General features: G+C 60.2%; 10 protein-coding genes. 7 read left to right on the forward strand and 3 right to left on the reverse strand.

Going from position 1 to position 12,859, the window contains the following annotated elements; translation table 11 throughout:
* Positions 1-64: 64 nt before the first annotated feature.
* Positions 65-2,497 (forward strand): penicillin-binding protein 1A, encoded by a 2,433-nt coding sequence (locus LAT62_RS00655; protein ID WP_293377335.1) that lies wholly within the window; start codon positions 65-67, stop codon positions 2,495-2,497.
* A 31-nt stretch (positions 2,498-2,528) separates the two neighbouring features.
* Here LAT62_RS00655 and LAT62_RS00660 read toward each other — a convergent pair whose 3' ends face one another.
* Both LAT62_RS00660 and rpmE read right to left on the reverse strand, forming a co-directional pair.
* Complete coding sequence (locus LAT62_RS00660; RefSeq protein ID WP_293377338.1) at positions 2,529-3,782, reverse strand: malic enzyme-like NAD(P)-binding protein; 1,254 nt, start codon at positions 3,780-3,782, stop codon at positions 2,529-2,531.
* A gap of 142 nt (positions 3,783-3,924) precedes the next feature.
* Positions 3,925-4,146: a 50S ribosomal protein L31 gene (gene rpmE, locus LAT62_RS00665; RefSeq protein ID WP_293377341.1), complete on the reverse strand. Its 222-nt coding sequence runs from the start codon at positions 4,144-4,146 to the stop codon at positions 3,925-3,927.
* A 154-nt stretch (positions 4,147-4,300) separates the two neighbouring features.
* Between rpmE and LAT62_RS00670 the strand changes: the two genes are divergently transcribed.
* From LAT62_RS00670 to LAT62_RS00680, 3 genes are all read left to right on the forward strand, one after another.
* The gene (locus LAT62_RS00670; protein WP_293377344.1) at positions 4,301-6,478 is read left to right on the forward strand and encodes a primosomal protein N'; all 2,178 of its coding nucleotides are present in this window, start codon (positions 4,301-4,303) and stop codon (positions 6,476-6,478) included.
* Between the two features lie 71 nt (positions 6,479-6,549).
* On the forward strand, positions 6,550-8,313 hold the full coding sequence (argS, locus tag LAT62_RS00675; RefSeq protein WP_293377347.1) for an arginine--tRNA ligase: 1,764 nt from the start codon (positions 6,550-6,552) through the stop codon (positions 8,311-8,313).
* Positions 8,314-8,337: 24 nt separating this feature from the next.
* Positions 8,338-9,012 (forward strand): SPOR domain-containing protein, encoded by a 675-nt coding sequence (locus LAT62_RS00680; RefSeq protein WP_293377350.1) that lies wholly within the window; start codon positions 8,338-8,340, stop codon positions 9,010-9,012.
* Between the two features lie 30 nt (positions 9,013-9,042).
* Here the strand turns inward: LAT62_RS00680 and LAT62_RS00685 are convergent, their stop codons facing one another.
* On the reverse strand, positions 9,043-10,293 hold the full coding sequence (locus LAT62_RS00685) for a hypothetical protein (RefSeq protein ID WP_293377353.1): 1,251 nt from the start codon (positions 10,291-10,293) through the stop codon (positions 9,043-9,045).
* A gap of 126 nt (positions 10,294-10,419) precedes the next feature.
* Between LAT62_RS00685 and hslV the strand changes: the two genes are divergently transcribed.
* From hslV to LAT62_RS00700, 3 genes are all read left to right on the forward strand, one after another.
* A complete protein-coding gene (gene hslV / locus LAT62_RS00690) occupies positions 10,420-10,947 on the forward strand; it encodes an ATP-dependent protease subunit HslV (protein ID WP_293377356.1) in 528 nt (175 codons plus the stop codon).
* A 6-nt stretch (positions 10,948-10,953) separates the two neighbouring features.
* Positions 10,954-12,285, forward strand: coding sequence for an ATP-dependent protease ATPase subunit HslU (hslU, locus tag LAT62_RS00695; RefSeq protein ID WP_293377359.1), 1,332 nt, complete (start codon positions 10,954-10,956; stop codon positions 12,283-12,285).
* Positions 12,286-12,454: 169 nt separating this feature from the next.
* Entirely contained in the window at positions 12,455-12,847 is a 393-nt protein-coding gene (locus LAT62_RS00700; RefSeq protein WP_367120510.1) for a gamma-butyrobetaine hydroxylase-like domain-containing protein, read from the forward strand.
* Positions 12,848-12,859 lie beyond the last annotated feature (12 nt).

The raw sequence follows: 12,859 nt of genomic DNA on the forward strand, positions 1-12,859 counted from the left end.
TACAATCTTGGCATACAATGGCTTTTTTTGCGAAACGGTTAGCAAACTGCAGGTATTTTGAACGATGATTTTGCTCAAACGGGGATGGCATATCCTTTTATGGATCGGCCTGGTTGCTTTTACCGGGTTCGTAACCGTGTGTGCCGCGATATACCTGCATCTGGCGCCCACCATACCGCCTGTCGAGGTACTCAAGGACGTGGAATTGCAAACGCCGCTGCGGATATATTCCAATGATGGCCAGTTGATGGCCGAAATCGGGGAACAGCGACGTACACCTTTACAATTCGAGGAAATACCCGAGTTATATGTAAAGGCGTTACTGGCCATAGAAGATCATCGATTCGAAGACCATATCGGTGTGGATCCGATGCGTTTCGGGAGTGCCGCACTCGAATTTCTGACCACCGGCCGACCAGGCTCAGGAGGCAGTACCCTGACCCAACAGGTCGCCCGATCTTTCTTTCTCAATCCCGACAAGACATTTACCCGCAAATTCACCGAGATAATTCTCGCCTTCCGCATGGAACAGGTCCTGAACAAGGCGGAAATTTTGGAGTTGTATTCCAACCAGATGTATCTCGGCCACCGGGCCTACGGTATACAGGCGGCCGCGCAGGTCTACTACGGGCGGGACATCGCCGAACTGGAGCTGCCGGAGCTGGCCATGTTGGCCGGTCTGCACCAGCGCCCGTCAGCGGCCAATCCGATTTCCTTCCCCGAGCGCGCCATGATCCGTCGCGATACCGTGCTCAATAGGATGCACGCACTGGGCTTTATCACTGAAACAGAGCATGCCAACGCCATTACTGCTGCCAATACGGCAGAGCGCAATACCGCTCGCATGGCGGTCAACGCCCACTATGTGGCGGAGCAGGCGCGCCTGGAAATGGTCGAGATGTTTGGCGAAGAAGCCATCACCGCGGGCTACAAGGTCTATACGACGATTGATGCCCGACAACAGGATGCCGCCAATCGGGCGGTGCGCCAGCACCTGGTGAATTATTCCGAGCGCCACGGCTATGTAGGCCCGGAGGCCAACCATGAACTGGAGGAAGGCCATGATGGCCAGGACACCGAAACCTATCAGCGCCTGGTCAGTCAGCACGGTTTCTTCGGCGGCCTGGAGCCGGCGCTCGTAGTGCGGGTTGTTGATGCAGACGCGCTGGACGAGGCGGCTAACAGCGAGCAGTCACAGACCCTGCCGCATGTGCTGGCCTGGGGTCGCTACAGCGGCTGGATCCAGATCCCCCTGGAAGGCATGACCTGGGCCCGCGAGCGCCGCAGCATCGACAACTATGGCCCGGCCATCCGGCAACCCGGTGATGTCCTTGCCGAGGGCGACATCATCCGTGTTCGTCGCGGCAACAATGATCAGTGGCGCCTGACCCAGATTCCAGAAGCCCAGAGCGGCTTTATTGCCATGAACCCAGAAGACGGTGGCATTACTGCACTGGTTGGCGGCTTCGACTTCTTCCTCAGCCGTTTCAACCGGGTGACACAGGCCAACCGGCAACCCGGGTCCACCTTCAAGCCCTTTGTCTACGCTGCGGCGCTGGATCGTGGTCACTCGCCGTCCAGCCTGGTCAACGACGCGCCCATTTCAATGCGGGACACAACGCTCGAAGGCGTCTGGCGGCCGCGCAATGCCGGGGACCTCTATCGAGGCTATATCCCCATGCGCGAAGCACTGTACCGGTCGATCAACGTGGCCAGTGTGCGCCTGCTCGACGAGATAGGCGTGAACTACGCGGTCGACTATGTCAGCCGGTTCGGCTTCGACCGTCAACGCCTGGATCGCAATCTGGGCATGGTGCTCGGCAACTCCACCTTCACGCCCCTGGAAGTCAATCGCGGTTACGCTGCGTTTGCCAATGGGGGCTATCGCGTCAATCCCTATCTCATTGATCGGGTCGAAGACCCGTTTGGCAACATTGTCTATGAATCACCGCGCGTGCATGCGTGTCGGGACTGCCCGGAAGACACGCCCGACCAGGCGGAACAGATTTTCAGCCCGCAAACCCATTATCTGATGGCCGGCATGCTGCGTGACGGTATTACCCGAGGCACGGCTGCCGCCGCGCAGAGCATCGGGCGAAGCGACATTGCAGGCAAGACCGGTACGACCAACAACGGCGCCGACGCCTGGTTTGCCGGCTTCAGTCCACATGTCGTGGCCACCGCCTGGGTAGGCCGCGACGATAACACCGGCCTTGGCTTCAATGAATTCGGGGGTCGGGCCGCCCTGCCGATCTGGATCGACTTCATGGCGGAAGCCCTGAACGGCAAACCGGACGAACCCTGGTCTCGACCGTCAGGCATTGCTCAGGTCAGGATTGACCCGCAGTCGGGGAAACTGGCGCCGCCGGGATACAACGGCGCCGTTTTTGAAGTTTTCAAATCGGATCAGGTGCCGACAGAAACCGTCACTGGCTCCGGCAACGGAGCCCGCAGCGGCGGTAGCAGCTCAGGAGGCTCCGGCGGCGGTCTTTTCTAGTGTCCCGAGTGGTTAAATTCGGGGCAATAGTTCAGAGTGTGGCCTTGTACTCGTCCGGCAGCGGTGCGTTGGCCACGCCGCTGTCTACCGCTGCACGAGCAACAGCCCCGGCAACTGCGTTGAGCAGGCGTCCGTCGATCGGTTTGGGAATAATGTAATCCGGGCCAAATGACATCTCCTCGACTTCATAAGCCTCGAGTATCTCTTTTGGCACCGGCAGGCGCGCCAGTTCACCGATGGCCTTGGCGGCCGCCAACTTCATCTCTTCATTGATGGCCGATGCACGCACATCCAGCGCACCCCGGAAAATGAACGGAAACCCGAGTACATTATTGACCTGGTTCGGGTAATCCGAACGACCCGTCGCCATGATCACATCCGGGCGGGCCTCCCGCGCCAGTTCCGGCTTGATTTCCGGGTCCGGGTTGGAGCAGGCGAACACGATGGGCTGAGCGCCCATGGTTTTCAGCAGATCCGGTGACAGCAAGTCAGGACCGGAGAGTCCGAGGAAAATATCAGCACCTTGGAGCGCATCAGCCAGAGTGCGGCGATCCGTGTGCACAGCAAATTCCTGCTTGTATTGGTTCAGGTCATCTCGGCCATTGTGAATAACACCCTTGCGGTCCAGCATCAGGATGTTTTCCGGCTTCATGCCGGCCGACTTGAGCAGACGGCAACAGGAGATGGCTGCCGCGCCGGCACCCAGACACACCAGGCGGGCCTCGGCGATCGGCTTGTTGGCAATTTCCAGTGCATTGAGCATACCGGCGACCGTCACAATGGCGGTGCCGTGCTGATCATCATGGAAAACGGGTATATTGCAGTGCTCGATCAACCGCCGCTCGATTTCGAAACACTCGGGCGCCTTGATGTCTTCGAGGTTGATGCCGCCAAAGGTGAGCGCGATACGCTCGACCGTCTGCACGAATTCGTCAACGTCCTGCGTATCGACTTCAATATCAATGGAATCAATGTTGGCGAACCGCTTGAACAGCAGGGCCTTGCCTTCCATCACCGGTTTGCTGGCCAGTGCACCCAGATTACCCAGCCCCAAAATGGCGGAGCCATTGGAAATGACGCCGACCAGATTGCCCTTCATGGTGTACTTGTAGGCGGCTTCAGGATCTTCGGCGATGGCCCGAACCGGTTCAGCAACCCCCGGACTGTAGGCCAGCGACAGGTCGCGCTGCGACTCCGCCGTTGTGGAAATTTCAATGCTGAGTTTGCCAGGGCGTGGCTCTGCGTGATAGCGGAGAGCTTCTTTTTTAAAATCTGATGCTGTCATGGTGCGCTTCAAATCCTGCAAGGGTTCGGGTTTCGAAACGGGAACTGACAAGCCTGCAGACAATTCCCGCCGGGCTTCTTAACATAACGCAGTGGAACGTAAAGCGGAACCAAAAAGCGCCCCGGAGGGCGCTCTTTGTTTTTCACTTGCTGCCAATCGAGCCGCGGTTGCCGAAGCGCTTCTTGAAGCGGTCAACTCGGCCGCCGGCGTCGATCATCTTCTGCTTGCCGGTGTAGAACGGGTGGCAAGCGGAACAGACGTCGAGCTGCATGGTGCCGCCGCGCGTCGAGCGGGTCGTGATCACGTTGCCACAGGAGCACTTGGCCACCAGCTCTTCGTACTTGGGATGAATGCCTTCTTTCATGAAAAACCTCTGCATACGTGCCGCTACCCGTCGCCGGACATGCCTTGACCCGGGCACCGCACGGTTTGTTTTGAACTCATCTTGCGCCTGAGGCACAATCGGTCCACCGTTATGGGGCGGCAAATCTTACCAGAACCAGAGCAAAGCACAACCAATGGATGTACCCGATTCCGCCCTCTATTCCGTCGCGGTGTTCTGCCCGCTGCATCAGACGTTCACCTACTCTGGACCTTCCGGGTTGCAGCGGGGGCAGCGCGTGCGTGTACCCTTTGGCAGCCGCCAACTGGGGGGTGTCATCACCGACACCCTTGCCTTGGCCCCGGAAGGTATTCGCCTGCGCGCCCTGACCGATGTGCCGGATGAACACCCGATGCTGCCTGCAGACAATTGCGCGCTCGCAGAGTGGCTGGCCCGTTATTACCACGCCCCGATCGGCGAAGCCTATGAACTGTGTTTGCCGGCAGCAGCCCGCCCCGGGTTGGCCCTGCCCGCCGCGCGCACTATCCGCCACCTCAGCCTGACACCACGAGGGCGCGCCCTCGACCCGACCCAATTACGCGGCAGCAAGCAGCAAACTCTGGTGCGTCTGTTACAGCAACACAGCCAACTGACCCGGGAAGAATTGAAACAGGAAGGCATCGGCAAGCCAACCGCCGACACCCTGTGTCGGGAAGAGCTGGCCCAATGGACAGAGCAGCAGGCATCGCGCCCAGAGCCCGCGCGAGCCTCGGCCCTGACCCTGAGCCCTGCCCAGAACCAGTTGCTGATTGAGTTTCTGAATGCCGAAAGCAACAGCACACCTCAATTGCTGCTGGGCGCCACCGGCAGCGGCAAGACCGAACTGTATATAGAATGGGCTCGCACCATTCTGCTACAGGGTCGGCAATGCCTGATTCTGCTGCCCGAGATCGGCCTCACACCACAGATGGTAAGCCGCTTTTCCCAGCGCCTGGGCATGACCACGGCACAATTGCACAGCGGCATGACCGACACGGCCCGTCTGCGCGTCTGGCAGGATCTGGCGCACAACCGCATTCCGCTGGTGCTGGGTACGCGCTCTGCCGTGCTGGCCCCGTTTGCTGATCTCGGCCTGATCATTGTCGACGAGGAGCACGATGGTTCCTACAAGCAGCAGGACGGTGTGCGCTATCACGCCCGCGATGTTGCCCTCTGGCGGGCCCGTCAGGCGGGATGTCCTATTCTGCTCGGCAGTGCCACACCCGCACTCGAGTCGCTGCAGAACGCCCGGGAGCGCCGCTATCAGCGTCATGACCTGCCACGCCGGGAAGACCAGGGTGACGTGGCCCGCAGCCTGATTGATTTGAACCGGCACGCGGTGGCCCATGGCCTCAGCACCCCGCTGGTGACACGGATGGATGAGCATCTGCAGCAGGGCCGACAGGTGATGCTGTTTCTGAACCGTCGCGGCATTGCGCCCAGCATGATCTGCGATGCCTGTGGCACCATCCAGCATTGTCCCAACTGTTCGGCCTATGTGACCTATCACGAGAACCCGGCCCGACTGCTCTGCCACCATTGCGGCTGGTCGCACCGTCCGCCTTACCCCTGTGAGCACTGTGCTGAAACCCGCCTGGTCCCGCTCGGACTGGGCACCGCCGGGCTGGAGCAGTATCTGCGCCAGCGCTGGCCCGACACGGCCATCTGGCGGATTGACCGGGACAGCATCCGCAATCCGGAGGACTGGGCGCGGGTCAACAGTGACATTCAGGCAGGCCAGTCCGGCATTCTGCTCGGCACCCAGATGCTGGCCAAGGGTCACGACTACCCGAATGTCACCCTGACCGGCATTCTCGATGCCGACAGCGGCCTGTTCAGCGCCGACTTTCGCGCCTTCGAACGTACTGCGCAGCTGCTCACTCAGGTCTCCGGCCGGGCGGGCAGGCGGCGCGCCCGTGCCGAAATTCTGCTGCAGACCCGACTGCCGGAGCACCCGCTGCTCAACCGCTTTCTGACCAGCGACTATGCCAACCTGGCGTCTCATCTGCTTGAGGAGCGCCAGCAAGCCGACATGCCGCCCTTCAGCCACCTGGCCCTGCTGCGCGCCGATCATCCGGACGAAACCACAGCACTGGCGTTTCTGTCCGATCTGAGCCGCATTCTCCCGTTGCCACCCGAGGTCACGGCAGTCGGCCCCGTGCCCGCGCTGATGAGCCGCCGCGCCGGTCACTATCGCATGCTGTGGCTGCTCAAGAGCACCCGCCGCGCCCCGCTGCACCAGGTGCTGGACAGTGCCGTGCTGACCGTATCGAACGGCATGAAGATACCCGGCAAGCTGAGTTGGGGCATCGATGTGGATCCAATCGAGTTCTGAAGCCCTTACATCCCCCGCCCAAAATCAGGATAATACCCGCCCTTGTACAGATCTCAGGAGCCGGTTACCCCATGAAAAGCGCTGTCAGCGAGTTGCTCGAACAGGCCATCCAACAGCTGAAAGCGGACGCCTTCATTCCCGCCGATATCCAGCCCACCATCATGCTGGAAAACACCCGGGACAAGGCGCATGGCGACCTGGCCACCAATCTGGCGATGACGCTGGCCAAGCCCTGCCGTCAGCCGCCGCGCAAGATTGCCGAGCGCATCGTGGCCGCCCTGCCGGAGAGTCCGCTGGTGACGCAGGTCGAGATTGCCGGCCCCGGCTTCATCAATTTCTTTCTGTCCGAAGAGACCAGCCGCATGCTGCTGGATACGCTGTTCCAGCAGGGTGACCGGTTCGGTCGGCAGGACATCGGCCAGGGCGAGAAAATCCAGGTGGAATTCGTATCCGCCAACCCGACGGGGCCCCTGCATGTCGGTCATGGCCGAGGCGCGGCCTATGGCGCTACAGTGTCCGATCTACTGCAGGCCGTCGGCTTTGAGGTCCACCGAGAGTACTACGTCAACGACGCAGGGCGCCAAATGGACATTCTGGCCACGTCGGTCTATCTGCGCTATCTCGAACTGTGCGGAGAAACACTGACCTTCCCCAGCAATGGCTACAAGGGTGACTATATCCTGGACATCGCCCAGGACATTCGCCAGGCCGATGGCGATCAGTTCAAACTTGCAGCAAAAGATCTGTTTGCCGACGTCAGACCGGACGAGCCCGCCGGCGGTGACCGTGAGCAGCATATCGACGACCTGATTGCCGCCGCCCGCAAGCAACTGGGCGACAAGCGCTATGAGCGCTTTTTCAGTGAGGCGCTGGAAGGCATCCGCTCGGACATCGAGCAGGATCTGCATGAATTCGGCGTCGACTACCAGCTCTGGTTCTCCGAGCGCAGCCTGACCGAGGGCAACTCGCAGGTCGAGAAAGCCATTGAAGACCTGTCGGCTCGCGGCCATGTCTATGAGAAAGACGGCGCCCTCTGGTTCCGCAGCACCGATTTCGGCGACGACAAGGACCGGGTACTGAAGCGCGACAATGGCCAGACCACCTACTTTGCGTCGGACGTTGCCTACCACGAGAACAAGTTTGCCCGCGGTTTCAGCAAAGTCATCAATATCTGGGGCGCCGACCACCACGGCTATATCGCCCGGGTCAAGGCGGCCATGCAGGCGCTGGGGCACAACCCGGATGGCCTGATCATTCCCATGGTGCAGTTTGCCAACCTGTATCGCGGCAGCGAAAAACTGGCCATGTCGACCCGCAGTGGCAGCTTTGTCACCCTGCGCGAATTGCGCGAGGAGGTCGGCAATGATGCCGCCCGCTTTATTTACGTCACGCGCAAGGTCGACCAGCAGATGGATTTCGATCTTGAACTGGCCAAGTCGCAAAGCAAGGACAACCCGGTTTACTATGTGCAGTACGCTCACGCCCGGGTGAGCAGTGTGCTGCGCAAGTTGGAAGAAGACGGCCAGCCACTGGACAAATCACTGGGGCTGGACAACATGGAGTTGCTTACAGAAGATGCCGAGAAGGATATGCTGAAGCGTCTGAGTCAGTATCCGGAATTTGTGCGTAACGCGGCCCTGAACTATGAGCCTCATTTGCTGGCCACTTACCTGCGCGATCTGGCCGGCGCCTTCCACAGCTGGTACAACGGTACCCGGGTGCTGGTCGATGACGACGCTTTGCGCAATGCCCGCCTGACGCTGGCGTTGGCCGTGCGCCAAGTGCTGGCCAACGGGCTCGGGCTGCTGGGTGTCAGTGCACCGGACAGCATGTGATGACAAGCCTCGGAGGGTACACCTGTGCCACGTGATTACGCTCAGAAACCACAGCCGGTGCGCGTCCAGCAATCGCGTGTGCCCCGCTGGGTATGGCTGTTCACCACCAGTGTCGTCGTTTTGTTCGTGGGTGGTCTGTTTTTTCTCAGCCAACTCCCGGAAGACGGCGAGCCAATGCAGTTCGAGCTGCCCAGCCTGAGTGATCTGCTGCCGGCAGCACCGCAGCAGCAACCTTCCACCGCGTCTGCACCGCCAAGCACAGCGCCGGAGTCGGAGCCCACCCAGCCCAGCCGGCAGGCGCAGTTGGAATTCTATACTCTGCTGCAGCAAACCGATGTGTTCGTGCCTGATGAAATAGTGGCCTTGCGCCAACGTGAAATCATCGAAGACACTTCTCCCGAAGACCTGATTCCTGACCGACTGCCCGATTCATCGGCCCCGGACAGCGCCGGCTCGCCGGGTCAGTTCATTATCCAGGTGGCCTCTTTTTCCAGTGAAAGTGACGCCGACAGTCTGCGTGCCCAGCTGATTCTGGAGGGCATGACCAGTGCCCATGTCACGCCGGCCGATCTGGGAGACCGGGGCGTTTTTTACCGAGTCATGATCGGGCCGGTTAGCAGCACCAGTGATACCCAGCGTATTGGTGAACAGCTGGAAAATATGGGAATGCAGGGCCTGGTCCGCGCCCACACTCCCTGAGCAGGTTGGCGCAGACCCTCTTGCCGGTCATCAGTCTTGCAGGGTGACCGAGGTGCTGTCAAAGCGCACATCAAACTGCTGTTCGCCGGGCGGTACGGTAATCGTCACCCGGTCTGACAGCGGGGATCCCTGCCGATCTGGCTGATGCGTTACCCCCAGATTCACCGTGACCGGCTGCTCAAGATGATTGCGCACCAGCAGCACAGCACTGGCTGCGGACTCCGGCTCGACAGACAGAGTCACCTGGTCATTTCTTCCCAAAGACAATGCGGTGACCCGGTCCTGCTGGCGTTGGTAACGGCTGTCCAGAGCCGACAGGCGCTCATCAAACCAGCTGACTTCAATAAGGCCGGCCAGTCTCGGCAGGGAATCCTCGGCGCTCAGGTGCAGGCGCCATTCGGCACTGCGACTCTGCAGTTCCCCCTGGCGGGTATCCCAGTTCAGCTCATAGCGGTGCTCGGCGGTCACCGGCTGGGCGGACACCGGCATCCAGGTTTCGGAGCGCGCGGGCAGACGAGCTGACTGGCGCAACTCCAGGGCGGCAACCGGACCGTCGGCTGTTTCGGTGACGCCATCGGCCATAGCCTCCATCATCATGGCGCGCGGCGAGCCGGTATCACCACTACCCGGAAACCAGCTCAACCCCGCAGCCTGTAAAGCCTGCGTACCGGTGTTGACGACGCGAAGGTATTGCTGCAAATCAGCCGGCTCGTCTTCGTTCAGGGTCAATCGATAGCGCACATCCCCTCTGAGCTCCTCTGAGTACCAGGCAAAGCGCCGCGTCTCGGGCGCGGGACGGTCGGCGTCCAGTCGAACCCGATCCAGACCGACTGGAGTGACATTGAACGACAGGGTGCTGAAGGTGTCCGCGCCCAGAACAACCGCCTTGTCATCAGCCGACACCACCACCTGGTTGCCAATGAACTGACGGATGGTCAGCCGGTCACCCGCGACCATGGGGCCAATGCCCGGCAGGCGGACTGAAGAAGCCAGTTCCACTTCCGTACCGGGCTCCAGAACCGTTATTTCACTGCGACGCTCACGAACCATATCCCGGTCACCTTCCTCAGGCGCCCACCAGATTCTGGTGGCATGTCCGGGCAGCTCCAGCGAGTAGGGATAATTGTCTACCTGAATATCCTCTTGCACCCAGCCACCTGCAGGAGACAGATACAGCCAGTCAGCGGCTGTCGCTGACAGACTCAGGCAGAGGCTGCCTGCAATGGCGATCGCCGTGTGTCGCAGGCGACCGGAAAAAAGATTCAGCATATTATTATTCATTGCACACCCTCCGCTGGATGACGTGCAGACAATGTAGCGGATTACCGCCTGCTGGTGAATGCCTCTTGAAATATGTTGTTGTCATCGCCATCTCGGATGATCTGACCATCAGCTCTGGAGTAGCGCATGACCACCATCGTATCGGTCCGCAAGGACAACGAAGTCGTGGTAGGCGGGGACGGCCAGGTGAGCCTCGGCAACACCGTCATGAAAGGCAACGCGCGCAAGGTAAGGCGGCTGTTTCACGACAAGGTGATTGCCGGCTTCGCAGGCGGCACCGCCGATGCCTTTACCCTTTTCGAAAAATTTGAAGGCCACCTGCAACAGCATTCCGGCCATCTGACCCGGGCCGCCGTCGAACTGGCAAAAGAGTGGCGCAGCGACCGGGCATTGCGCCGCCTGGAAGCCATGCTGATCGTGGCCGACAAGGACACCTCTCTGATCATCAGCGGCACCGGTGACGTGGTGGAACCCGAACACGGTATCGTGGCCATTGGCTCCGGTGGCAACTATGCACTGGCAGCGGCGCGGGCGCTGCACGAACACACGGACAAGGGCGCCTATGACATTGCCGAGCAGGCGCTCAATATTGCCGCCGACATCTGCGTCTATACCAATCACTCGCTGGTGATTGAACGCATCACCAAGGAATAAGCTGTTATGAGTCAAATGACCCCCCGTGAGATCGTGTCCGAACTGGACAAGCACATCATCGGCCAGCACGAAGCCAAACGCGCGGTGGCGATAGCCTTGCGCAATCGGTGGCGGCGCATGCAGCTTGAAGAAACCATGCGCGACGAAATCTCACCCAAGAACATCCTGATGATCGGGCCAACTGGTGTGGGCAAGACCGAGATCGCACGCCGCCTGGCCAAACTGGCCAGGGCTCCGTTTGTAAAGGTGGAGGCCACCAAGTTCACCGAAGTCGGCTATGTGGGGCGCGATGTGGAGTCCATCGTGCGCGATCTGGTGGAAATGGGCATCAAGATGGTGCGCGAAGAGGCGATGAAGAAGGTGCGCCACCGCGCCGAAGATGCGGCCGAGGATCGCATTCTGGATGCCCTGCTGCCGCCGGCACGCGGCCAACAGCAGGAACAGTCCACAGGCGAGTCTTCAACACGCCAGTCTTTCCGCAAGAAACTGCGCGAAGGTGAGCTGGACGACAAGGAAATCGATATCGAAGTATCTCAGGCGGGCATGGGTGTCGAAATCATGGCGCCCCCCGGCATGGAAGAGATGACCAGTCAACTGCAGAACATGTTCAGCAACCTGTCGCAGCAGAAAAAGCAGACCCGTCGTCTGAAAATCCGCGATGCCTGGAAGCAACTGGTCGACGAGGAAGCGGCGCGGCTGATCAATGACGAAGAGATCAAGGCCGAGGCCCTGTATCAGGTGGAGCACAATGGCATCGTCTTCCTGGACGAGATAGACAAGATCGCCAAGAACGACCAGCGCGGCGGCGGCGATGTGTCCCGCGAGGGCGTGCAGCGTGACCTGCTGCCGCTGATCGAGGGCAGCACGGTCAGCACCAAGTACGGCATGGTCAAGACCGATCATATCCTGTTCATTGCCAGCGGTGCTTTCCACTTTTCCAAGCCTTCAGACCTGATCCCCGAACTGCAGGGTCGCCTTCCCATCCGGGTGGAACTGGAAGCCCTGAAGCAGGCCGACTTCGAACAGATTCTGACCGGGCCCGACTACAGCCTGACCGAACAGTACATAGCGCTGCTGGGCGCCGAGGGGCTGGAACTGAAGTTCACCGAAGACGGCATTGCCCGCATTGCGGAAGTGGCGTTCCAGGTGAACGAACGCACCGAGAATATCGGCGCGCGACGTCTGCACACCCTGCTGGAGCGGCTGCTCGAGGAAACCTCCTATCAGGCCACCGAACTGGCTTATGAGAAAAAGCCGGTGGTGGTGGATGCCGAATTTGTCAGTGCCGCACTGGATTCACTGGTGGATGATGAAGACCTGAGTCGGTTTATTCTTTGATTAGTAGACGGTAGACGGTAGACGGTAGACGGTAGACGGTAGACGGTAGACGGTAGACGGTAGAATCTTTAAATGACCCTCAAGGGCTGTCAAACCCTCACTGTCGACTGTGTACTGTCAACCGTCTACTAGATTCCACTGTCATCTGTCGACTAAACACCAGAGCCCAATATTCATGAATCCCACCGAGATAAACCTGCACAAAAAAAGCAACACCCTGGAAGTGACCTTCAAGGATGGCACCTCGGGCACGCTGAGCGCGGAGTTTCTGCGCGTCAACTCCCCCTCGGCGGAGGTGCAGGGGCACGGCAATCCCATCCTGCAGACCGGCAAGCGCCATGTGCGGCTGACCGGGCTGGAGCCGATCGGCAACTATGCCGTTCGGCTCATCTTTGATGACGGTCATGACAGCGGCCTCTTTCACTGGGAGACCCTGTACACCTTTATCCGCGACCACGACGCCCTGTGGCAAGACTATCTGGATCGCCTGCAGGCCGCCGGCGCCAGCCGGGACCCGGTGACCGGCGGCGGCGCTGTCGGGTTTGACCCCGGCAGCGCCTGAGCGCTCACCACG

The sequence above is a fragment of the Natronospirillum sp. genome (assembly GCF_022565775.1).
Classification (GTDB): domain Bacteria; phylum Pseudomonadota; class Gammaproteobacteria; order Pseudomonadales; family Natronospirillaceae; genus Natronospirillum.